General features: G+C 61.9%; 21 protein-coding genes. 16 read left to right on the top strand and 5 right to left on the bottom strand.

What is annotated here, in order from left to right:
- Positions 1–118 precede the first annotated feature (118 nt).
- The 9 genes from AMC88_RS07510 (at position 119) to AMC88_RS07470 (ending at position 9,866) form a co-directional block, all read left to right on the top strand.
- Positions 119–703: a TetR/AcrR family transcriptional regulator gene (locus AMC88_RS07510; RefSeq protein WP_064821750.1), complete on the top strand. Its 585-nt coding sequence runs from the start codon at positions 119–121 to the stop codon at positions 701–703.
- A 107-nt stretch (positions 704–810) separates the two neighbouring features.
- A complete protein-coding gene (locus AMC88_RS07505; protein WP_064821749.1) occupies positions 811–1,641 on the top strand; it encodes a transporter substrate-binding domain-containing protein in 831 nt (276 codons plus the stop codon).
- Positions 1,642–1,665: 24 nt separating this feature from the next.
- Positions 1,666–2,412, top strand: coding sequence for an amino acid ABC transporter permease (locus AMC88_RS07500; RefSeq protein ID WP_064825050.1), 747 nt, complete (start codon positions 1,666–1,668; stop codon positions 2,410–2,412).
- Positions 2,409–3,200 carry an amino acid ABC transporter permease gene (locus AMC88_RS07495; protein ID WP_064825049.1) on the top strand — a complete coding sequence of 264 codons (792 nt, stop codon included), beginning with the start codon at positions 2,409–2,411 and terminating at the stop codon, positions 3,198–3,200. The genes AMC88_RS07500 and AMC88_RS07495 overlap by 4 nt, the downstream gene beginning before the upstream one ends.
- A 4-nt stretch (positions 3,201–3,204) precedes the next feature.
- Complete coding sequence (locus AMC88_RS07490) at positions 3,205–3,990, top strand: amino acid ABC transporter ATP-binding protein (protein WP_064825048.1); 786 nt, start codon at positions 3,205–3,207, stop codon at positions 3,988–3,990.
- Between the two features lie 9 nt (positions 3,991–3,999).
- The gene (locus AMC88_RS07485) at positions 4,000–5,358 is read left to right on the top strand and encodes an MmgE/PrpD family protein (protein WP_064825047.1); all 1,359 of its coding nucleotides are present in this window, start codon (positions 4,000–4,002) and stop codon (positions 5,356–5,358) included.
- Positions 5,359–5,372: 14 nt separating this feature from the next.
- Complete coding sequence (locus tag AMC88_RS07480; protein WP_064825829.1) at positions 5,373–6,677, top strand: LLM class flavin-dependent oxidoreductase; 1,305 nt, start codon at positions 5,373–5,375, stop codon at positions 6,675–6,677.
- 101 nt (positions 6,678–6,778) lie between these two features.
- Complete coding sequence (locus AMC88_RS07475; protein WP_064825046.1) at positions 6,779–8,821, top strand: prolyl oligopeptidase family serine peptidase; 2,043 nt, start codon at positions 6,779–6,781, stop codon at positions 8,819–8,821.
- 118 nt (positions 8,822–8,939) lie between these two features.
- A complete protein-coding gene (locus tag AMC88_RS07470; protein WP_064825045.1) occupies positions 8,940–9,866 on the top strand; it encodes a Gfo/Idh/MocA family protein in 927 nt (308 codons plus the stop codon).
- A gap of 48 nt (positions 9,867–9,914) precedes the next feature.
- Here the strand turns inward: AMC88_RS07470 and AMC88_RS07465 are convergent, their stop codons facing one another.
- Both AMC88_RS07465 and AMC88_RS07460 read right to left on the bottom strand, forming a co-directional pair.
- A complete protein-coding gene (locus tag AMC88_RS07465) occupies positions 9,915–10,364 on the bottom strand; it encodes a DNA polymerase III subunit chi (protein WP_012483312.1) in 450 nt (149 codons plus the stop codon).
- Entirely contained in the window at positions 10,364–11,854 is a 1,491-nt protein-coding gene (locus tag AMC88_RS07460; RefSeq protein ID WP_012483311.1) for a leucyl aminopeptidase, read from the bottom strand. Before AMC88_RS07460 ends, AMC88_RS07465 begins: the two co-directional genes overlap by 1 nt.
- Before the next feature lie 141 nt (positions 11,855–11,995).
- Between AMC88_RS07460 and AMC88_RS07455 the strand changes: the two genes are divergently transcribed.
- From AMC88_RS07455 to rsmA, 7 genes are all read left to right on the top strand, one after another.
- Positions 11,996–12,769: a phosphatase PAP2 family protein gene (locus AMC88_RS07455; RefSeq protein WP_064825044.1), complete on the top strand. Its 774-nt coding sequence runs from the start codon at positions 11,996–11,998 to the stop codon at positions 12,767–12,769.
- A 99-nt stretch (positions 12,770–12,868) separates the two neighbouring features.
- Entirely contained in the window at positions 12,869–14,050 is a 1,182-nt protein-coding gene (locus AMC88_RS07450; protein WP_037118868.1) for an LptF/LptG family permease, read from the top strand.
- Entirely contained in the window at positions 14,047–15,135 is a 1,089-nt protein-coding gene (gene lptG / locus AMC88_RS07445) for an LPS export ABC transporter permease LptG (protein WP_004680515.1), read from the top strand. The genes AMC88_RS07450 and lptG overlap by 4 nt, the downstream gene beginning before the upstream one ends.
- Positions 15,135–17,465, top strand: coding sequence for an LPS-assembly protein LptD (locus tag AMC88_RS07440; protein ID WP_064825043.1), 2,331 nt, complete (start codon positions 15,135–15,137; stop codon positions 17,463–17,465). The genes lptG and AMC88_RS07440 overlap by 1 nt, the downstream gene beginning before the upstream one ends.
- A 184-nt stretch (positions 17,466–17,649) precedes the next feature.
- Positions 17,650–18,594, top strand: coding sequence for a SurA N-terminal domain-containing protein (locus tag AMC88_RS07435; protein WP_010025589.1), 945 nt, complete (start codon positions 17,650–17,652; stop codon positions 18,592–18,594).
- A 6-nt stretch (positions 18,595–18,600) separates the two neighbouring features.
- Complete coding sequence (gene pdxA / locus AMC88_RS07430; RefSeq protein WP_064825042.1) at positions 18,601–19,629, top strand: 4-hydroxythreonine-4-phosphate dehydrogenase PdxA; 1,029 nt, start codon at positions 18,601–18,603, stop codon at positions 19,627–19,629.
- Positions 19,629–20,456 carry a 16S rRNA (adenine(1518)-N(6)/adenine(1519)-N(6))-dimethyltransferase RsmA gene (gene rsmA, locus AMC88_RS07425; protein WP_010022275.1) on the top strand — a complete coding sequence of 276 codons (828 nt, stop codon included), beginning with the start codon at positions 19,629–19,631 and terminating at the stop codon, positions 20,454–20,456. The genes pdxA and rsmA overlap by 1 nt, the downstream gene beginning before the upstream one ends.
- Positions 20,457–20,538: 82 nt before the next feature.
- On the opposite strand, the gene gmk is transcribed toward rsmA, so the two are convergent.
- Genes gmk through mltG form a run of 3 tightly spaced genes read right to left on the bottom strand, consistent with a single transcriptional unit; the run spans position 20,539 to position 23,328 of the window.
- Entirely contained in the window at positions 20,539–21,201 is a 663-nt protein-coding gene (gene gmk / locus AMC88_RS07420) for a guanylate kinase (RefSeq protein ID WP_004680508.1), read from the bottom strand.
- 3 nt (positions 21,202–21,204) lie between these two features.
- Complete coding sequence (locus tag AMC88_RS07415) at positions 21,205–22,092, bottom strand: YicC/YloC family endoribonuclease (RefSeq protein WP_064825041.1); 888 nt, start codon at positions 22,090–22,092, stop codon at positions 21,205–21,207.
- Positions 22,093–22,110: 18 nt separating this feature from the next.
- On the bottom strand, positions 22,111–23,328 hold the full coding sequence (mltG, locus tag AMC88_RS07410) for an endolytic transglycosylase MltG (protein ID WP_012483304.1): 1,218 nt from the start codon (positions 23,326–23,328) through the stop codon (positions 22,111–22,113).
- Between the last annotated feature and the right edge of the window lie 83 nt (positions 23,329–23,411).

Genomic DNA, 23,411 nt, shown 5'->3' with positions numbered 1-23,411 from the left:
GGGTCTCGCGCGGAGGATTTTTCAAAGCTCGCATGAATTGAAAAAAATAAAATCTATAAAAACGATCGTGATAGTGATCTTTTAGAGAAAGAACGTTCCTTCTCCCTAACGGTCACCGATGCCTTTCAAAACTGCCCAATTGTCCACCCGCGGAAGAATAATCGATGCGATCAGCGACCTTTTCTACCGGCGCGGCACCTATCTGGTCGGCATCGACGAAATCGTTCGGGAGCTAAAAATTGCCCGCGCCACTCTCTACCGTCATTTCGACGGCAAAGAGGGCCTCATTGTCACCTATCTCAGCCACCGCCATGCCTTGGTCAGCGATCAGCTGGAGAAGCTCGTCGCCGGCAAAAGCGGTGCGCCGGCCATTTTCGCGATCTTCGATAGCTTGGCCGACAAGACCCGCAGCGAAAACTTCCGGGGCTGCGCCTTCCTCATTGCGGTGACCGAAAACCCCGGCTCGGCAGCGATCCAGGACGTGGCGCGTACGCATAAGGTCTTTCTTCGCGCCCTCTTCGGCCGGCTTGTCCCGCCAGGCCCGGCTCACGACGAGATCAGCGAGCAAATGCTCGTGGTCTACGAAGGCGTGCTTGCCGCATCGGTCCTGCGACCGGAAGCGAGGCCGGCGGAGATTGCCCGAAAGGCGGTCGCGGCTCTTCTTCAGGCCGGCGATTTCGACGCATCCGGAGACGAGGCATGAGCGAGATCATACCCGAAGCGCCCACCGCATCGCCGACTTCGATGTCGTCCGGACTTCTGTTTTCCATCCCTTTCTTTCCTTCCTTCGTTTCGTAATGGAGCTCAAACATGTCACATAAAATTCTGCCAAAAGCGCTTTTCGCCATGTCGATTTCGCTGCTGGCCGCGACCCAGGCATTCGCGGATGCCACGCTTGATCGCATCAAAGCCCGCGGCGCCCTCACCGTCGGCGTCATCCTGTCCGGTGCGCCCTTCGGCTATATCGATCCGACCTCGCAAACGCAGAAGGGATACAATCTCGATATCGCCAAAGCGCTGGCCGACGATCTCGGCGTCAAACTCGAAACGGTCACCGTCACGCCGCCGAACCGGGTGCAATTTCTCCAGCAGGGCAAGGTCGATATTCTGATTGCCAACATGCAATACACCGAAGATCGCGCCAAAGTCCTTGACTGGGTGCCGACGCCATACGACCGCAGCGGCGGCGCTGCCGTCGGACGCAAGGACAGCGGCCTGAAGGACTGGGCGGATCTCAAGGGAAAGCCGGTCTGCGTTTCGCAGGGGTCGAACTACACCCAGCCGCTGATCGAACAATACGGCGCCGAGGTAAAAGGCCTGCCGAGCCAGCCGGAATCGCTGCTGGCGCTGCAGGGGGGCAATTGCGTGGTCGCGGTGCATGTCGGCGCAACCCTTGGCCTGCTGCTGCAGGATCGCCCTGAGGATTGGAAGGACTACGCCATTCTCTTCCCGACGGAACTGATCCCTTCCGATTCCGTCATCTGGGTTCGCAAAGGCGAAAAGGAAACTGCCGAGGCACTCGATAAGACGATTCGGCAGCTTCATACCTCCGGAAAGCTGCTGGAGTTTGCCAAGGCGAACAGGCTCAGCAACACCGAATATCTCGAGCAGGAGCGCAAGACCCTGTCAGCCAGCAAGTAAGACGGATCGCACTGGTAGATCGACATGTGGGATAGCGGCATAACCAGCCTGTTCGTCGACCTGACGAACAGGCTCGGCCTGAATTACGAGTTTCTGGCAACCGGCTACGAGGCTGAGATATGGCGTGACGGTTTCATAACCACGCTCTATCTGATCGCCCTGCTGATCCCGGTCAGCCTGATCGCCGGATTGCTGTTTGCCGCCTGCCTGACATCGGGCAGGCTCTGGCTCTCTGCGCCGGTGCGCGTTTTCGTGGAAATCACCCGAAACACGCCGACGCTGGTGCAGCTGATGTTCAGCTTCCTCGTCCTCAATACCTTTGTGTCGAACCTGGTCGGAGGCGCGCAGAACAATCCGCTGACACCGTTCTTCTGGGTGGTGGCGGTGGTCGGGCTGCACATCGCCGCCTTGCATGCCGAGGCGATCCGCGCCGGTATCGAAGCGGTTCCGGCTTCGACCGTGGAGGCGGCGCGCGGGATCGGCTTCAGCAAGCTGCAGATCCTTCGTTACGTCGAAATTCCTCTCGCGTTCCGGGCGTCGCTTCCGGCGATCGTCAACAACCTCATCAACCTCGTGAAACTGACGACGGTGGGCAATGCGATTGCAGTCAGCGAGATCACCTATGCCTCGATCATGGTGTGGACGCAGCGCGACAATGTGGTGTCGTTGATGATCGTCATCCTGCTGTTCTTCAGTCTCATCAATCTCGTCGTCGCCCGCGTCGGCCTGTGGGCAGAGCGCAAGCTCGCCGTTCCGGGATATGGCCTATGACGACGGTGGCGCTTTCCGAGCCGCGCAAGAGCGGCCACCTGCTGCGCAATATCGGCTTCGCAGCACTCCCTGCCCTCATTCTCCTCTGGTCGCTGGCCGATCTCACCCTTGGGCGCGAGCTGGTTGAGTGGCTTCCCTATCTCGCCTCCGGCTTCCTGATGAACGTCGTCATCAGCCTCAGTGCGATGACATTGGGAACGGTGGTCGGAACCGTATTCGGCATTCTTCAACTGGTGCCCTACAGGCCGGTGCGCTACCCGGTCGTCGCCTATGTTCAGGCCTTCCGCAATGCACCGCATCTCGTGCTGATTTTCGCCACGACTTATATCTTTCCCTTCGAGATCGTCGTATTCGGCAACTATCTGCCCTTCCCGGACTGGCTGAAAGCGGTGATTGGGCTTGCCATACCGGCCAGCGCCTATGTGGCCGAGATTACGCGTGGCGCCATTCTTTCGATCCCGACCACGCAATGGGAAGCGGCAAAGGGACTGGGGTTTTCCCGCAGCCAGGCGCTGCGCTGGATCATTCTGCCGCAATGCCTGCGGCGCTCGCTGCCGCCATGGATGAACATATTGGCGTCCATCACCATGGGCACGTCGCTTGCCTCGCTGGTCGGCGTGCACGAACTCCTGCATGCGGCAACCGATGCCAGCACGGCCGTGCGCCGGCTCGATTTCACGATCATCGCCTACATCGTGGTGATGGCCGCTTTTTTCACGCTTTGCTACCCGATCGCCCGCCTGACCCGACGCCTCGAGCGGCGCTTCAACGCGGGCTCCAGGATTTGAGACGATGAACATGAAAACCGACGACGCGATCGTAAGACTGGAAGACGTACACCTTTCCTTCGGCCAGACCGAGGTGCTGAGGGGCATCGACCTGACCGTCAACAGGGGCAATGCGGTTTCCATTATCGGCCCATCCGGGTCGGGAAAGTCGACGATCCTGCGCTGCATCAACGCATTGGTGACGCCGCAGCGCGGCCGCATCACGGTCGGCGGCACCCGCGTCGACCAGTTGGCCACGGAAAGCGAGCGCATTGCGCTGCGCAAGCGCGTCGGCATCGTCTTTCAGCAATATAATCTTTTTCCTCACCTGACGGTGCTGGACAATATCGTCCTGGCTCCGACCCGCATCCTCGGTGTCGCGCGGGGCGAGGCGGAAAAACTCGCGCGCGAACTGCTCGAAAAGGTGCGGCTCTCCGAAAAGGCAAGCGCCTATCCCGGCCAGCTTTCCGGCGGCCAGCAACAGCGCGTGGCGATTGCCCGCGCGCTGGCGATGAAGCCGGAACTGGTGCTGTTCGACGAAGTCACCTCGGCGCTCGATCCGGAGACGGTCGGCGAAGTGCTGTGGGTGATCCGCGATCTCATCCGCGACGGCATGACCAGCATCCTGGTGACCCATGAAATGCGCTTCGCCGAGGAGATCAGCGACACCGTCGTCTTCACCGAGAACGGACGCATCGTCGACGACGGCTCCCCTGAAGAAATATTCCATGCGTTCGACAATCCCCGTATCCGCCAGTTCGTCGGGGGCCTTGCCGGCGGGCGCGGCATGGAGCGCGGCGAAGGCATTTAGGATATTGTCATGACGAGAACATTCGCACCTCTAACGTCGGCATTCGCCGAAGCGATCATCGCCTCGGACCCTTTGAAGGATGTCGCGGCGATGGACGCGGCCCGCCTGGCGATTATCGATTTTCTCGCCTGCGCGATTGCCGGCGCCCGAGACAGGACGACCGGCCTTCTGGCCGATGCCGTCGGAGCCGATCTCCCGGGTGAGGCGATCCTGATCGGCAGCGCGCGCCGAACCGATCCGCTGGCGGCGTCGGTCGTCAACGGCTATGCCGGCCATGTGCTCGACTATGACGACGTGCATGCAAGCGTGCGCGGCCACCCGACAACGGTGATTGTTCCGGCGCTGCTGGCGCTGGCCGCCGAGCGTGCGTTTTCCGCTGAGGCGCTGGTCGCCTCCTATATCGTCGGGCTCGAAGCCATGGCGCGGCTCGGATTGTCGCTCGGCTCGAAGCACTACGAGAAGGGTTTCCATGCCACGGCAACGCTCGGCACGGTGGGCGCGGCGGCCGCAATCGCCCATCTCAAGCGCGCCTCGGCGGAGGAGACCGCTGTCGCACTCGGCCTTGCGGCAACGCAATCGTCCGGCCTTCGGCTGCAGTTCGGCAAGGACGCCAAACCCTTTCATGCCGGCATGGCAGCGCGATCCGGTCTGTTGTCGGCGCGTTTGGCGGCGGCCGGTTTTGGCGGCGCGTCCGATTTTCTCGATAATTCCGTCGGCTTCCATTCGGTTTTTGCCTTCGGAGCGGAGCGCCTGTCCGCCTTGACCGAGAACTGGGGCTCGCCCTGGCAGATCGTCGCACCGGGTCTGACGCTGAAGGCCTATCCCTGTTGCACAGCCAGCCATCCGGTCGCTTCTCTCGGCATCGACCTCAACAGGGAAGGCCTGCGCGCAGAAGCAATCGCGCGCATCACCTTTACCTATCCGTCCGGTGCCGATGCAGCCTTGGTGGTGCGCGAGCCCAGCAACGGGATCGAGGCGCGCTTCAGCCCGGAATACGTGTTCGCGGCGGCCCTGATGGACGGCGCCCTGCGGCTCGATCATTTTGACGGGCAGCCGGTCGCGCCACGGCTGATGGCGCTCGCCAAGCGCGCCGGCCGCCGCCATGACCAGGCCGCGCCGCGCATGTCGAGCGATCCACAGACCCGCTTCGTCATCGTCGATATCGCGCTTGCCGACGGCAGCACGATACAGCGCCGTTTCGACGGCCTGCCGGGGCTGACCAATCCGACGGAAAAATTTCGTGACGCGACCGGTCGCCATCCGGCCTTCGCCGACATCCCCTCACTCGTCCGGACCATGCACAGCGCCGCCGACCTTCGAAAACTCCTGGCGCTGCTCAATCAAGATGCCGCCCAAAACCTCGTTTGACGAAAGATTTTGCCATGACCCGCAAGAGAGAAATCCACCTGGGCCTGTTCCTGCAAGGAGCCGGCCACCACGTATCCGGCTGGCGCCATCCTCACGCCGAGTCGGGAAGCGAGAATTTCAATCTGTTGAAGCGCGTGTCAGAGATCGCCGAGGCGGCGAAATTCGACATGGTCTTCCTGGCCGACGGACTGACCAGCGGCGTCGATGCGCATCCCTCGACGATCGCCCGTTTCGAACCGCTGACGCTGCTTTCCGCGCTGGCCGTGGTGACCGACAAGATCGGGCTGGCGGCAACGGCGTCGACGACCTACGGAGAGCCTTATCACACGGCCCGCGCCTTCGCCTCGATCGACCATCTGAGCCACGGCCGCGCCGCCTGGAATATCGTCACGACCTCCTATGCCCGCACGGCGAACAATTTCTCCAAGGCCCATCCCGAGCATGACGAGCGGTACGCCGTGGCCGAGGAATTCGTCGACGTCGTGCGCGGCCTCTGGGACAGCTGGGACGACGATGCCTTCGTCAAGGACAAGCAGAGCGGCGTCTACGCCGACCCGGCCAAGCTCCGCATCCTCGATCACAAAGGCAAGTATTTCTCCGTCAAGGGACCGCTGAACATTCCGCGTCCACCGCAGGGCCACCCGATTCTAATCCAGGCCGGCTCGTCCGGGCCGGGCCAGGATCTTGCCGCCCGCACCGCCGACGTAGTGTTCACCGCGCAGCAGAGCCTCGAAGAGGCGCAGGCTTTTTACCGAAGCCTCAAGGAGCGTGTCGCTCGTTTCGGGCGCCAGCCGGACGACGTCGCCGTCATGCCGGGCTTCCTACCGGTGATCGGCCGCACAACCAAGGAAGCCGCGGACAAGCTTGCCGAACTCGACAGGTGGACAGATATCAAAAGCGCCATGCCGCTTCTGGAAGAACGCATCGGCCACAGCCTTGCGGAATACGATCTCGACGGCCCGCTGCCAGATCTGCCGATCTCCGACCAGTTGCGCAGCCGGGCCGAACTGCTGACCGCGCTGGCAAGGCGCGAGACCCTGACGATCCGACAACTCGCGCTGCGCGTTGCCGCCGGCCGCGGCCATCATATCGTCCTCGGCACGCCGGTCAAGATTGCCGACAGGATGCAGCAATGGTTCGACAGCCGCGCCGCCGATGGCTTCAACGTCATGCCGCCGTTTTTCCCCGGAGGCCTGGAAGACTTCACACAGTTGGTCGTGCCGATCCTGCAGGAACGCGGTCTGTTCCGCAGGGAATATGGCGGCTCGACGCTTCGCGAACATCTCGGCCTGACGCGGCCTGCGCCAATTTCGCCCTGACTCTGCGAAATATTGGTTCCTGCACAATTCAAAATGCTACAGCGTCTTTCGGGCGTCTAATAGGACGCTGTCGCTTATCAACAGGAGCCGGCAGGTCGATTATGAACCTTCATCTCGAAGCGGACGAGGATCCGCGTACCCGCCAATTCATCGACGAGCATAACCGGGCTTCCGACGCGGCACTGAGAACGCCGGAATTCACTGAGGATCGCGACGCGATCAAGGCGCTGATCGAGCGGCAAGACAGGCTGATCGTGCCGATGCGCCGCGGCGGGTGGCTGTTCGATTTCCGCCAGTCCAAGGACAATCCGCTCGGAGTCTGGCTGCGCCTGCCGGCCGATCAGCAGCCGTTGCCGGAGGCCGATTGGGAGGTGGTCTTCGATCTCGATGCCTTCTGCCTCGGCGAAGGCAAGCGCTGGAGCTGGCGTGGCGTCGTCACCTGCCCCTGGGAACCGACGCGCGTGCTGCTCACGCTTTCGGACGGCGGCTCGGACCTCGTCCGCCTGCTCGAATTCGACGCCGAGAGCAAGCAGATCGTGACGGGCGGCTTCGACACGCCGGCCGCACGATCGCATGCCAATTGGCTAAGCCGCGACGAGATCTGCTATTTCGGTTCGATCGACCGGTTTTCGGCGACCCGTTCGGGATGGCCGCGCGTCGGGCGGCGATTGAAACGCGGCCAGCGGCCGGAAGATGCCGCCATCCTGTTCGAGGCCGCCGACGAGGACGTCTATGGCTTCGATCTCGTTATCGACCCTGACCTGTCGGGCAGCTCAGCGAATACCGGCTTGATCGACATCTTCGTCGCCGCGCACGAGATCGGAGTCGCCAGCGCTTACCTGATTTCCGATGACGGCAGGCAACGGCGCATCGACCTGCCCAAAGAGGCTGATTTTCAGTTCAATCGCGATCATTGCCTTTGGCGGGCTAAGACCGACGAGCGCGTCGCGACCGGCAGCCTCGTGCTGCAACGCTTTGATCCCAGGTCGGAAACGATGCCGCTCGGGCCGCAGCGGATCCTTTTTCAGCCTGGCGAGGGCCAGTCCGTCTCGCAGATGATGCTGATGCGTGAATGGTGTGTGTTCATCGTCTCCGACCGGCTGCGTCCGCGTCTCATGGTGCTCGACCTGACGAAGCCCGATGCCGAGCAGCGGGAAATTGCTTTGCCGGCGGATATGCAGACGGCCTCTTTCAGGCCGCTCTATGCGGATCTGCATCTTGGCGACGATACGCTCTACATTGTCGGTCAGGGTTTTCTGCAGCCGCCCACCTGCTATCGCCTCGAACTTTCCGATCGCAGCAGGCAGCCCGAGCCGGTCTTCACCGCCGCCGCGCCGAGTTATTTCGATGCCACCGGCATGTCATCCGAACTGCTGGAGGCGATTTCCGAAGACGGAACCAGAGTTGCCTACCGGCTGGTCCTGCCGCGACACTGGACCAAGGGCGCGCTGCCGGTGCTGATCTACGGCTATGGCGGCTTCGATGTGGCGCTGTCGCCGAACTATTCCGGCGTGACGGGCCGCTGGCTGGAGCAAGGCGGCGCCTATGTACAGGCCTACATCCGCGGCGGCGGTGAATTCGGGCCCGACTGGTATCGCAGCGCCAAGCGGCAGGGACGAGACCGAGCCTTTGCCGATTTCGTCGCCATCGCGCGCGATCTTGTCGCCCGCGGCTACACCGTGCCCGCGCGGATCGCCTGCCAAGGCGGCAGCAATGGCGGCCTGCTGACCGGCGTGATGCTGACGCGCTATCCGCAGGATTTCGGCGCTGTCTGGTGCCAGGTGCCGGTGCTCGACATGACGCGCTTCCATCTGTTCAGCGCCGGGCAAGCCTGGATGAACGAATATGGCGATCCGGAGGTCCCGGCGGATCGGGACTTCATGCTCGGTTATTCGCCGCTTCACAATGTCAGGCCGGCGAGCGAGATCGCCTATCCGCCGATCTATATCGAAAGCTCCACCAATGACGACCGCGTGCATCCCTCGCATGCACGCCGCTTTGCCGCGCTGCTGGAGGAGGAAGGACACAAGCCGCTCTTCCATGAATTCGGCCTGGGCGGGCATGGCGGTGACGGCGATTCGCAAGAGCGCGCCGCCCGCGCGGCGATGGGTTACAGCTTCCTTCGCCAAACTATCATGAGGTAGACGGGCCATCATGGGTTAGGATGATGCAATAGAATGGAAGGGAGAGCTTGTCGGCGCTCCTCTTTCTGCTACAAGAAGCGCAATAAATCATACTTTTCACAGGTTCGAGCGAAACACCATGTCTCCTATCAATCTCGCCATCGTCGGCGTCGGCAAGATCGTCCGCGACCAGCACCTCCCCTCCATCGCCAAGAACGCCGATTTCAAGCTCGTCGCCACGGCCAGCCGCCATGGCACGGTCGAAGGCATCAACAGCTATACGACGATGGAGGCGATGCTCGAGGCCGAGCCTTCGATCGACGCCGTTTCGCTGTGCATGCCGCCGCAATACCGCTACGAGGCCGCTTATAAAGCGCTGGTCGCGGGCAAGCACGTCTTCCTGGAAAAGCCGCCCGGCGCGACGCTGAGCGAAGTGGCCGACCTCGAGGCGCTTGCCGCAAACCAGGGCGCGTCGTTGTTTGCCAGCTGGCATTCCCGCTATGCGCCGGCGGTCGAAGCCGCCAAGGCGTTTCTTGCTTCGACGACCATCAAAAGCGTGCATGTGATCTGGAAAGAGGATGTCCGCCACTGGCATCCGAACCAGGAATGGATCTGGCAGGCCGGCGGTCTCGGCGTTTTCGATCCCGGCATCAACGCGCTGTCGATCGTCACCCACATCCTGCCGCGGCCGATCTTCATCACCGAGGCCGTGCTCGAATTTCCCGAAAACCGCGATGCGCCGATCGCCGCCGACATTCATTTCCGCAATGCCGACGGCCTGCCGGTTCGCGCCGAATTCGACTGGCGCCAGACCGGCAAGCAGAGCTGGGACATTGTCGCCGAAACGGCGGCCGGCCAGATGGTACTTGCCGAAGGCGGCGCCAAGCTGTCGATCAACGGTACGCTGACTTTCGCCGAACCGGAGCAGGAATATCCCTCGCTCTATCGTCGCTTTGCCGAAATCATCAAGGCCGGCAAATCGGATGTCGATCTGGCGCCGCTGCGGCATGTCGCCGACGCCTTCATGCTCGGCAAGCGGAAATTCGTCGAAGCCTTCCACGATTGAGCCACTTGGCGGTCCTTGCCTGTCAGGCCGACGGCAAGGAACATATGCTCAGGCCTTCTTCTCCCACCGTCCTTCCGGCGTCTGCTGCCAATAGGTGAGGTTATGCCCCTCGCCTTTCAGCCTCTTCCATTGCGCGCGCGCTGCTTCCAGTTGCGCCTGATCGTGACCGTCGAACATGAAAACGATGCGCTCGTAAGGGTCTGCCGGCGGCGGCTCGGCGCCGTCGACGATGAAACGCACCGTCGCCGCATTGGCGTTGTCCGACGTCACCGTCAGAAGCACCGGCTGGCTCTCGGCGAAATCGGCCTCGTCGGTGCCGTGCGGCAGGAAGCTCTCTTCGCGGTACGTCCAAAGATGCGCATCGAGAGCATCGCGCCGCGCCGGCTCACGCGTCTGGACGGCGACGCGCCAGCCGCGCTCGACGCTTTTGTCGATGAGCGGCGGAAGCGCGTCTTCCAGCCTGGTTTCGGTCAGATGATAGAAGAGAATGTCGGTCATCAGGCTTCATAATGGGCGCGAACGAGCTCGTCGAGCAGGCGCACGCCGAAGCCCGATCCCCAGGACTGGTTGATCTCATCCTGCGGCGAGCCCATCGCCGTGCCGGCGATATCGAGATGCGCCCAGGGCGTGTCCTGCACGAAGCGCTTGAGGAAATGCGCTGCGGTGATCGAGCCGGCCTGGCGACCGCCGGTGTTCTTCATGTCGGCGAACTTGCTATCGATCAGCTTGTCGTAATCCTTGCCGAGCGGCATACGCCAGAGTTTCTCGTTGGTCGAAAGGCCGGCTGCCGTCAGCCGGGCGGAAAGCTGGTCGTCATTGGAAAACAGCCCGGCATGCACGTTGCCGAGGGCGACGACGATCGCGCCGGTCAGGGTGGCGAGATTGATCATGAATTGCGGCTTGAAGCGATCGTTGCAATACCAGAGCGCATCGCAGAGCACGAGGCGGCCCTCGGCATCGGTGTTGATCACCTCGATCGTCTGGCCGGACATGGAGGTGACGATGTCACCGGGACGCTGAGCGTTGCCATCAGGCATGTTCTCGACCAGGCCGATGATGCCAATGGCGTTGACGGCGGCCTTGCGGGAAGCGAGCACATGCATCAGGCCGGTTACGGCGGCGGCGCCGCCCATATCGCCCTTCATGTCCTCCATGCCGGCGGCCGGCTTGATCGAAATACCGCCGGTATCAAAGACGACGCCTTTGCCGATGAAGGCGATCGGACGATCTTTGGCTCTGCCGCCCTTCCACTGCATGACTGCCAAGCGTGGCGGGCGCACGGACCCTTGAGCGACGCCGAGCAGAGCGCCCATGCCGAGACGGCGCATTTCCTTCTCGGTCAGGATCTCCACCTCGACACCGAGCGTTTCCAGTTCCTTCGCCCTGGCGGCGAATTCAACGGGGCCAAGCGCATTCGGCGGTTCGTTGACAAGGTCACGGGCAAGATTGACGCCGCCTGCAATCGCTTCGGAATCGGAAAATGCCTTCTTGGCGCCGCTCGCATCGGCGGTGACGATCGTCACCTTGACGGATTTCGCCGGCTTTTCCTCGTCATCATTCTTCTTTGTCTTATAGGAATCGAAGCTGTAGGCGCGCAGCAGCATGCCGAGCGCAAAATCGGCGGCCGCGCGCGCGTCCGTCGTCAGGCCGGGGACGTCGAGGAAGACGGCCGCCCTGTCGGTATTCTTGATTTTCGACGCCGCAGCGCCGCCAGCCTTCAGCCAGTCATGAGCGGTCAGTTCAGCCGCCTTGCCGAGACCGAGAACGACGATGCGCTCGACCGGTGCGCCTTCCGGGGCGACGATATCGAGCGCGGCCATGGATTTTCCGGAGAATCGCGCGATCTTCGCAGCCTTGGCGATAACGCCCGCCGGATCGGCTGTTTCAGCGCCGGCGGCGGCGTCGGCCTCCGCGGTCTTCAACAGGATCGCCAGGCCACTATTGAGCTTTGCCGACTTCGAGAATGAAATTTCGAACTTTGCTGACATGTCTTCTCCGCTGGGATTCTTGGAAATCCGTCCCGGCGGATAATTTCGCGTTTGCCGGGTCTGTCAATGGCTCGCGACACTTGTTATGGTCGCCGCGGCCGTCCAGGGTCTCGTGTTTCGTCAGTTTCGTAGATATTCGCGTTGACAGTTTTTTCGAAAAATCGATGGCAGGGCCCGGTGATCCGCCTGCCGAAAACGACTTTCGGTGCATTCCTGTTTCTGTTCTGGGCGTGGTGGTCGCTGCTTGCCATCTTTCGCGCCTTCCCCGGGATCGACATCTATTTTTCCCAGCTTTTTTTCGTGAGCACCGGTTGTGACGCGACCGTCGCTGCCGGAAGCATCTGCGGCGGCTTTCCCTATCGCGATTCGGGGAACTTCGACCTGCTGCGCACCATCTTCTTCCGCCTACCCTATGTCGTGGCGATCGTGATGGCGTGGAAACTCATCGAATGCTACCAGCAGCACGGCGCAACCTTCAACGCCAATCGGGCGCGCAAGCTCAAAGTTGCGCTCGGAACCCTGCTGATCGGGCCGGTGCTGCTCGTCAATGTCATCCTGAAGGAACATTGGGGCCGGCCGCGGCCGGTGCAGACGGATATTTTCGGCGGCGCCCTGCATTTCGTCGAGGCCGGTTCGCTTGCCGGCAAATGCGTCTCGAACTGCTCCTTCGTCTCCGGCGAGGCGGCGAGCGCCGGCTGGCTGTTCTGCCTGCTGCTCTTCGTCCCGAAATCGCTGCGCTACGCGCTGGTGCCGCCCGTCCTTGCGATCTCGATCCTGACGCCGGCCATGCGGCTATCCTTCGGCGCGCATTATCTCTCCGACGTGACGCTCGGATGGCTCTCCTCGCTGGTCGTCTTCGCAGCGCTGCTGGCATTAACTGAGTCGCAACAGAGCCAAAAAAATTCTGAAATTTGAATGAATTTTTGACACCTGCTTGTCGCAAAAGCGCGACAAAGAGCGTAGAGGGATTCTCCTGCAAGCCGTTTGGGCCTGCAGGTGCTTTCAAGGGCCGGCATGAAACTACTCGAGACATACATATTGCGGCGGGTCGGCCAGATGTTTCTCGTGGCGCTCCTGCCCGTGCTGGCGATCATTTGGACGACACAGGTGCTGCAGCGCATCAACCTCGTCACCGACAGCGGTCAGTCGATCGGCTCGTTCGCCAAGCTGGCGACGATGATCCTGCCGTCGATCATTCCTGTCGTGCTGCCCTTCGCGCTTGTCATCGCCATCACTCAGACGCTGACGACGATGAACAACGATTCCGAGCTGACGGTCATCGACGCGGCCGGGGCACGGCGCAGCATTCTGGTCCGCCCGATCCTGCTGCTTGCCGCCGTTATCAGCGTCTTCTCGTTTTTCGTCGACAATATCGTCGAGCCGCGGGCAAAGACCGTGGCGCGCCAGATGATCGCCGAAACCTATGCCGATCTTCTCTCCTCGGTTATCGAGGAAAAGACCTTCCGCAAGATCGACGAGGGTCTCTATGTGCAGATCTCCAAGCGTCTGGCGGGCCGCATGCTGAAGGGCCTGTTCGTCGCCGACGAGCGGGACCCGGCCTACGAGCTGATCTATTACGCCAAGGAAGGCGCGGTCGACGATACCGGCACGACGTTGATCATGCATGACGGCGAGGTGCATCGCAAAACGCCGGACGGCAACGTCTCGGTCATCAATTTCGATTCCTATTCCTTCGATCTCTCGGACATGACGGAGAGCCGGGGCCAGGCGACGCTGAAAGCCAGCGACCGCGACCTGTGGTTCCTGTTCAATCCGGATCCGAACGACAAGGACTATACGATCCGGCCGCAGAGCTATCGCGCCGAACTGCATCGGCGGCTGACGGACTGGATTCTTCCTGTCGTCTTCGCCCTGTTTTCGCTGGCTATCGCCGGTGATGCACGCTCGCACCGCGAAGCGCGGCTGCATCCGATGGTGAGCGCGCTCGCCTATGCCTTCGCGCTGCGGTGGGCTGCTTTCTACGCGGCAAACCAGATCGACACCGATCCGGAATATATCGCCGTTCTCTACGGTCTCCCGATCGTCAGCAGCATCGTCTCGATCATCTTCCTCAGCCTGCACAAGCGACTGGTCATGCCTTCGTTCGTCTGGGAGCGGATATCGGCCTCCTGGAGACGAACGCAGGAACGACTACTTGCCGCGACCAGCAGGTCCGGCGGGGGCGCCGCCCAATGATGTTCGGAACATTGTCGCGTTATTTCTTTCGCCGCTACCTGGCGACGACCGGCTGGTTCCTGATCGGCGCGTCGGCGATCGCCTTTCTCCTCGATTTCAGCGAGACGGCGGGGCGCATGTCCGGCCTGCCCGGTTACACCATCGGCGGTGGCATCGTGATGACGGCCGTGCGCCTGCCCCTCATCCTGCAGCAGACGATCCCCTTCGTCGCGCTCTTCGTCGGCATGACGGTGCTAATCGGCCTCAATCGGAAATACGAGCTCGTCGTCACGCGCGCAGCCGGCATCTCGGTCTGGCAGTTCATGTTTCCCTTCATCGCCGGCTCGCTGGCACTCGGCGTGCTGACGACAACGGCGCTCAATCCGCTTGCCGCCTGGGGACAGCGTCAGGCGCTGCTCGTCGAATCCGATTGGCGCGGCGAAAACGCGGTTCTGCGCAAGGCGCCGCAGATTCCGTGGCTGCGCCAGATCAGCGGCCGCGACGATGTCATCATCGGCGCCCAGACGGTCCAAGAGAACGGCACCAAGCTGATCGACGCCGTGTTGATCCATTTCGATTCAAGCGGTCGAGTCATTCTGAGACAGGATGCCGCCACGGCAAAGTTGGAAGATGGTTACTGGCAGCTTAACGGAGTCGTCGAGCGCAAGCCTGGCGAAATCCCGTTGCGCAAAGCTTCAGTCCAACTTCGCACCAATCTGAAACAGGATTTCGTCCAGGAGCGGCTGACAGCGCCGGAAACAATTGGTTTCTTTGACCTTTCCAACCGCATTGCGGCGGCCAAATCCTTCGGCATCTCGACCAAGGCATTGGAGACACAATTCAACTCTCTGTTGTCCCAGCCATTGTTGCTGGTGGCCATGACTCTCATTGCTGCAACAGTGTCCCTAAAATTTAGCCGGTTCAACCAATCCCGCTCCGTGATTCTGGGTGGAATCCTGTCAGGCTTCATGCTTTATGTCATCACCGTGCTTGTAAAAGCATTCGGAAGCAGTGGAGTCGTGCCTCCCTTCGTGGCGACCTGGATACCGGTGGTCGTCGCGCTGGCCTTGGGCGCGACTATTTTGCTTCATCAGGAGGACGGCTAGTGGCGGTAGGCGACCGCAAGTATTTTAGTAAACAATCGGTTGCCCTGCTTGTCGGTGCGACTCTATGTTCCTATTTCGGCAGCGTCCCGGCCTCCCACGGCCAGGCCAGCACGCCTGAGCAAAATATTCAGAACAAGATTCCCGAAGGCGCCAAATTGCTGCTTTCGGCCAATGAACTCGTCTATAACCGTGACGCCGATCTGGTCTCGGCGGTCGGCGGCGTGCAGATCAACTATGGCGGCTACAAGATGGTCGCGCAGAAGGTCGAGTACAATCAGAAGACCGGCCGGATGATGGCGATCGGCAATGTCGAGATGGTCAGCCCGGACGGCAACCGCATCTATGCCGACAACCTAGACGTGACCGACAATTTTGCCGACGGGTTCCTGAACTCGCTGCGCATCGAGACCTCCGACAATACCCGTATCGTCGCCGAAAGCGGCGAGCGTGTCGGCGGCATCAAGATGATTCTCAACAAGGGCGTCTACACCGCCTGCCTTCCCTGCGCCGAAGATCCGAAACGGGCGCCGTTCTGGCAGGTCAAGGCCAAGCGCGTGATCCAGAATGGCGAGACCCACACGATCCGTCTGGAGCGGGCCCGCTTCGAGCTGCTCGGCTACCCGATTGCCTTCGTGCCGTTCATCGAGGTTCCCGATAATACGGTGAAGCGCAAGTCCGGCTTCCTGTTCCCGACGATGAGCCTGTCGCAGAATCTCGGCTTCGGTCTTTCCATTCCTTATTATTACGTGATCTCGCCGAGTATGGATGCGACGGTCACCACCACCGGCTACACGGCCCAGGGCTTCCTCGTCGAAGGCGAATTCCGTCAGCGCTTCGAAAACGGCACGCATATCCTGCGCGTCGCCGGCATCGACCAGGCAAAGCCCGGCAATTTCAGCTCGGGTACCAGTGATGCCGAAGCCGAGCGGCGCGGCATGGTGGCGTCAAAGGCAGAGTTCCGCATCAATCCGCGCTGGGCGTTCGGCTGGGACGTCATGGTGCAGAGCGACAACAATTTCTCGAAAACCTACAAGCTCCGCGGCCTGAGCGGCACGGATCGCACCAACCAGATCTACCTGACCGGGCTGGGCAAGCGGAATTATTTCGACATGCGGGCGTTTTATTTCGACGTTCAGGATGCCGACCGCAAGAACACCGCCGAAAAACAGCAGGCGATCGTCTATCCGGCGCTCGATTATCATTATGTAGCGCCTCAGCCGCTGGCAGGCGGCGAACTTTCCGCGGACGTCAACCTGACGAATATTTCGCGCACACATGATGACTTCTACACTGTCGACGGATTCGACCGTTTCCGCGGCCTGAAGGGCCAGACTTCGCGCCTGACCGCCGAACTTCAGTGGAAACGCACCTACGTCACGCCGACCGGCCTGGTGATCACGCCGCTTCTGGCGGCGCGCGGCGACGCTTTCGCGCTCAATATGAACGATCCGACCGGTTACGCCGGCAATTACCTCGACGACAATTCCGCCACCCGTTCGATGCTCACCGCCGGGTTGGAACTGCGTTATCCAATTCTGATGACGACGGAAAACAGCACGCATATCCTCGAGCCGATCGCGCAGATCTACGCCCGTCCCGACGAGCAGCTCGCCGGCCGGCTGCCGAACGAGGATGCACAAAGCTTCGTCTTCGATGCCACGTCGCTTTTCGATCGTGACAAGTTCTCAGGCTACGACCGTATTGAAGGCGGCACCCGCGCCAATGTCGGCGTCCAGTATACCGGGACGTTCGACAGCGGTTACAAGCTGCACGGCATCTTCGGCCAGTCCTATCAGATTGCCGGCCAGAACTCGTTCGCCACCGATGACCTCGTCAATGTCGGCGCGGATTCGGGCCTCGAAACCGACCGCTCCGATTATGTCGGCCTCGGCGGCGTCGAAACGCCATACGGTGTGTCCGTCGCCGCCTCCTATCGTCTCGACGAGAAGGATTTCGAGTTCCGGCGCGGCGACCTGACGACCGCCTACCAGAACGACACGTTCCAGACGCAGGTGACCTACACCCATCTCAGCGCCCAGCCGGCCTACGGCTTCGCCGAGGACAACGACGAGATCCAGACCAGCAGCAAAGTCAAGTTCAAGGACTACTGGTCGATCTTCGGGGGCATCGCCTGGGATCTGAACAATGATGTGATCAGTCGCCGGACGCTCGGCCTTTCCTATGAGGACGAATGCACGATCTTCACGATCGCCTATACGGATAGCAGGGATTCCGAAGACGAGTCGGCGAGCGACTGGACGATCGGCGCGCGGCTGACGTTCCGCACGCTCGGCGACATCAAGATCGGCTCCGATACCCTCTCAAACTAGCAGGCGGACGGCGTAAACATGGCCGCAAGTCATTCTTTCGCCGTAAGCCTGTGCAGGACATTGCCGCCAGCCGATATCTGAGGCATAGGGGATTCGCGCCGTGACGGAAGCGATTTCCGCGTGTCTCGCACTGTGGTAAGAACGCCGCGAACAACGTCTTGCGGCGCTATTGGGAGGTCAACAGATGACTGACGCGAAAAAAGCCATAACCGCCTTTCTCGCCGGCGCAGCGCTTGCCTTGCTGACGGGCCTTGCCGGCCCGGCGCTGGCAGCCAGCGAAGTCCAGGCTGTGGTGAACGGCACGGCCATCACCAGCGGCGATGTCGCCAAGCGGCAGGCCTTCCTGCGCCTGCAGCATACGGCAGCCGATGCCAAGACCGCCAAGGAGCAGTTGATCGACGAAACGCTCAAGCGGCAGGAGGTCGCACGCGTCCATATGTCGGTTTCGCAGCAGGACGTCGATGCGTCTTTCGCGCGCTTTTCGGCCGGCAACAAACTTTCCGTCGCGCAGATGTCGCAGATCCTCGACCGTGCCGGCGTCGGCGTTGACCATTTCAAGGGCTTCATTGCCGTTCAGATGAGCTGGCCGCGTGTCGTCAATGCGCGTTACGGCTCGACCTCGCGGCTGTCCAATTACGATCTCGTCTCGCGCATGATGCAGAACAACAAGCAGAAGCCGGTGACGACGGAATATATGCTGCAGCAGATCATCTTCGTCATTCCTGAGGCCAAGCGCGGCGCCATCACCGGCAAGCGCAAGGGCGAGGCCGAGGCGTCGCGCTCGAAATTCCCCGGCTGCGACCAGGCAAAGGTCTTTGCCGCAACGATGCGCGATGTCGCCGTGCGCGACCTCGGCCGCATGCTCGCTCCCGAGATCCCGCCGGATTGGAAGCCTCTGGTCGAGCAGGCCAAGGGCAACACGACCGGCACTCGCGTCACCGACAAGGGCGTCGAATATCTGGCGATCTGCAGCCAGCGCCAAGTTTCCGACGACCAGGCCGCCGAAATGGTCTTCCGCCAGGAGGATCTCGACAAGTCCAAGGCCGGCAAGAACGGTCCACCGGAAAACGACAACAGCAAGAAATACCTGGATGAACTGCGCAAGAAGGCGCAGATCGCCTATCGCTGACCGACGATGGCGATACCGTTCTCACGACCGCTTGCGCTGAGCCAGGGTGATCCCGCCGGCATCGGGCCGGATATCACGCTGATGGCCTGGCTCCGGCGGCGTGAACTCGGGCTCCCGCCTTTTTTCCTGATCGGCGATCCCGATGTCTTGGCCTTGCGCGCCCGCCAGCTCAACCTGGCGGTTTCCATCCGTGAGATCGACAAGGCCGACGAGGCCACCGGCATATTCGCCGATGCGTTGCCCGTCGTGAACGTGCCGGCCGGCATTGAGGTCGTGGCCGGTGAGCCGCATGCGGCAACGGCGAAAGGCACGATCGCGGCGATCGAGAAAGCCGTGTCACTTGTCATCGACGGCAAGGCGCTTGCGGTCGTCACCAATCCGATCGCCAAGGCCGTGCTCTACGAGGCGGGCTTCCGCTTTCCCGGCCATACCGAATTTCTCGCCGATCTCGCCGCCAGGGCAACCGGCCGGCCGGTGACCCCTGTCATGATGCTGTCCGGGCCGAAGCTGAGGGCCATTCCCGTTACCATTCACATTCCGCTCCGGGAGGTGCCGCAGGCGCTGACGGAGGAGTTGGTTCTGGATACCTGCCGGATTGCGCACGAAGATCTGAGGCAGCGCTTCGATATCGATGCGCCGCGGCTCGCGGTTGCCGGCCTCAATCCGCATGCCGGCGAAACCGGAACGATCGGCAGGGAAGACGAGGATGTGATCCGCCCGGCCATCGAACGCCTGCGCGACGAGGGTATCGATGCGATCGGCCCCCTGCCCGCCGATACGATGTTTCACGACGAGGCGCGGGCGCGATACGATGTCGCCATCTGCATGTATCACGATCAGGCGCTGATCCCAGCCAAGGCGCTCGGTTTCGACGACAGCGTCAACGTCACGCTCGGACTTCCCTTCGTGCGCACCTCGCCGGATCACGGCACCGCTTTCGGCATTGCCGGCAAAGGGCTGGCGCGCGAGCAGAGCCTCGTTGCGGCGCTGAAGCTCGCCGCTCAGCTCGGCCGCACTTGGGAAAGCCGCCGCTGATGGCAGCACTCGATGGCCTGCCGCCGCTTCGCGACGTCATCCAGCGTCACGGCCTCGATGCGCGCAAGGCGCTCGGGCAGAACTTCCTGCTGGACCTGAACCTGACACAGAAGGTCGCCCGCACGGCGGGCGGGCTCGAAGGAATGACGGTTTTCGAGGTCGGCCCCGGGCCCGGCGGGCTGACACGGGCGATCCTGGCGCTCGGCGCCAAAAAGGTGATTGCCGTCGAGCGCGACGCACGCTGCCTGCCGGCGCTCGCCGAGATCGCCGATCACTATCCGGGCCGGCTGGAGGTGATCGAAGGCGATGCGCTGAAGGCGGATTTCGAGTCGTTGGCGCCGGAAGGCGCGGTCAAGATCATCGCCAACCTGCCCTATAATGTCGGCACGCAGCTGCTGGTCAACTGGCTGCTGCCGAAGGCCTGGCCGCCGTTCTGGCAGTCGCTGACGCTGATGTTTCAAAAGGAAGTCGGTGAGCGTATCGTCGCTACCGAGGACGACGACCATTACGGCCGTCTCGGCGTGCTCTGCGGCTGGCGGACCGAAGCGCGCATGGCTTTCGACGTGCCGCCGCAAGCCTTCACGCCGCCACCGAAGGTGACTTCGACGGTGGTCCATCTGACGCCCCGGAAAAATCCCATCCCCTGCTCCGTCGCCAATCTGGAAAAGGTGACACAGGCCGCCTTCGGCCAGCGCCGCAAGATGCTGCGCCAGAGCCTGAAGCCACTCGGCGGCGAGAGCCTGCTTGTGAAGGCCGGGATCGATCCGGCGCGGCGGGCGGAGACCCTGTCCGTCGAGGAATTCTGCCTGTTAGCAAATAGCCTTTAAATGCAAGTCGCCCGGAAGTGTGCAGGGTTCCGGGGCAACGACATGCATAAAAACAAAGAGCCAAAGCGCGTCGCGGCGCGCTTTAAAGCGACGGCGTCTCTTCCAACAACTCGCGGACGAAATCGAACATGCCGTGGCGGCGGTCGCGGCGCAGGCGTTCGGCCTTGACGATTGACTGGACGGCGTCGAAGGCGGTGTTGAGGTCGTCGTTGACGATGACATAGTCATATTCGCGCCAGTGGCCGATCTCGGCGCGGCTGTTGGCGAGACGCGTCTGGATGACCTCCTCGGAATCCTCGGCGCGGCGATGCAGCCGTGACTGGAGCTCCGTCATGGTCGGCGGCAGCACGAAGATCGAGACTACGTCGGCCGACATTTTCTCCTGCAGCTGCTGGGCGCCCTGCCAATCGATATCGAAGAGCATATCGCGGCCTTCGGCCATCGCCTGCTCGACCGGCTCGCGCGGTGTGCCGTAGAAATTGCCGTGCACTTCGGCCCATTCGAGCAGCGCGTCGCTATCACGCAGCCGCTCGAACTCGCGCACGCTCTTGAAGTGGTAATGCACGCCCTCGACCTCGCTCGGACGGCGCTGGCGCGTTGTGACGCTGACGGAAAGACCGATATGCTTGTCGGTCTCCAGAAGCGTGCGCGCGATGGTGGACTTGCCGGCGCCCGACGGCGACGAAATAACAAGCATCAGACCGCGGCGGGCGATCTGCACGGGCGAGGATTTCGCCGGTTTCATGTCCTACTCCAAATTCTGGACCTGCTCGCGGAACTGGTCAATCACGACTTTCAAGTCGATGCCGGCGGCGGTGACCGCCGAGGCATTCGACTTCGAGCAGATGGTATTCGATTCGCGGTTAAATTCCTGTGCAAGGAAGTCCAGACGGCGCCCGGCAGGTCCGCCTTTTGCCAGGAGATCCCGGGCTGCGGCGACATGCGCCTTCAGGCGGTCGATTTCCTCGCGCAGATCCGCCTTGGTCGCCAGCAACGCGGCTTCAGCATGCAGCCTGTCACGGTCGAGCGCGGCCATGCCGTCCATCAGCAAAGCCACCTGTGCCACCAGCCGGGTGGCGATCTCCTGCGGCGAGCGCGAGGGATCCGTCTCGATCGTCCGCGTCAGGCCCTCGATCGTTGCGACGTGATCGAGAAGAATGCGGGAGAGTGCGGCCCCCTCCTGTTCGCGCATCGCCCGGAGGTCGGCAAGCGCGGCCATGAGGCCGGCGGCAATATCGGCATCCCGGGCGGCCAGCGCCTCCTCGCCATCCTCGCCCTCACGGAACTCGACAATGCCGCGCACCAGAAGCAGCGTGTCGAGCTTCAGCGGCGCCGGATCGATCACATCCGCCAGCTGCTCGCGCATGGCAAGCACGGCGGCAAGCGCTTGCCTGTTCAGGACGGCTTCGAAACGGTTCTCGTCGGCAGTGACCGAGAGCGAAGCTTGCAGGTTGCCGCGGCTGAAACTTTCGCCGGCAAGGCGGCGGACCTCCGCCTCCATGCGCTCAAGACCGGGCGGCAGGCGAAGGCGCAGGTCGAAACCCTTGCCGTTGACCGAGCGCAGTTCCCATGCCCAGCGCCAGCGGCCACTCGTCCCCTCGCGCCGCGCAAAACCAGTCATGGACTGCAAAGCCATGCGAGCCTCCGAAATCTTTCAGTTGATCTTCTTTTTCTTCGGCGGCACGACAGTCGCGCCATTGTCGGCCGGCTGCTCTTCCGGCTGGCCGTCGACCGCAATATTCGGATCCGAACCCTTGTCGGCCTCGAGCTTACGCCAGCGCTTGACGTTGGCATTGTGCTCTTCGAGCGTCGCGGCGAAAACGTGGCCGCCAGTGCCGTCGGCGACGAAATAGAGATCCTGGGTTTTCCAAGGGTTGGCGACGGCTTCCAGCGCATCCTTGCCGGGATTGGCGATCGGTGTCGGCGGCAGGCCCTTGATGACATAGGTATTATAGGGCGTGTCCCGCTTCAGGTCCGACTGGTAGATCGGCCGGTCGGCCGGCTTCCCCTCGCCTCCGAAGAGCCCGTAAATGATCGTCGGATCCGACTGCAGGCGCATGCCCTTGCCGAGCCGGTTCAGGAAAACCGAAGCGACATGGGCACGTTCGTCGGGAACGCCGGTCTCCTTTTCGACGATCGAGGCAAGCGTCACGAATTCGTCCTTGGATCGCAGGGGCAGCGAGGAATCACGCTTGTCCCAAACCTGGTCGACGAGCTTCTGCTGCGCCGCCGCCATCTGTTCGATGATCTCAGAACGCTTGGTGCCGCGCGAGAACTTGTAGGTGTCAGGACGCAGGCTGCCTTCGGCCGGCAGCGCGGCCGGCAGGTCGCCTTCCAGCACGGGATCCTGCAGCATGCGGTCGAACATCTGGCGAACCGTCAGACCTTCGGGGAAGGAAACCGAATAGAGAATGGACTTGCCGGATTTCAGCAACTCCATGATATCGCTCATGGAGGCTCTCGCCTTGATCTCGTATTCGCCGGCCTTCAGGCTCTCTCCGGCGGAAAGATGTGTCGCCGTGAGATATCGGAAGATGCGGGCATCGGAGATGATTGCATTGCGCTCGAGGTTGGAGGCGATTTCGGCAAGACCCGCGCCGTTGCGGACGATGAAATTGGTGTTCGTCTGCAGCGGCCCCGGGCTCTGATAGGTCGATGTCGCGTAGTAGAAGCCGATGACCGCGACGACGCAGACCACGACCGCCATCGTCATAATGAAGTTCAGAAAGAGGACGATCTGGCTGCGCGCGTTCCTGGAGCGCTTCGGCGGTTCCGGAACACGTTCCGGACGCAGGGCCTCGTTCGGCGACTTCGGGATGATCGGTCCCTTCTGCGCCTGGCTGTCGTTGCTCTGGTTCGTCGTATCGCTCACCGGCAATCCTCTAAAACTTGGCCCTCATTCCGCTATTTCGCGAAGCAATGCGGCAAAAACAGGTTCTGCCACGGTTCAACGAA

Source organism: Rhizobium phaseoli, from assembly GCF_001664385.1.
GTDB classification, from domain to species: domain Bacteria; phylum Pseudomonadota; class Alphaproteobacteria; order Rhizobiales; family Rhizobiaceae; genus Rhizobium; species Rhizobium phaseoli.
The sequence above is the reverse complement of the archived record's forward strand: the minus strand, read 5'-3'. Positions and strand labels throughout refer to the sequence as shown.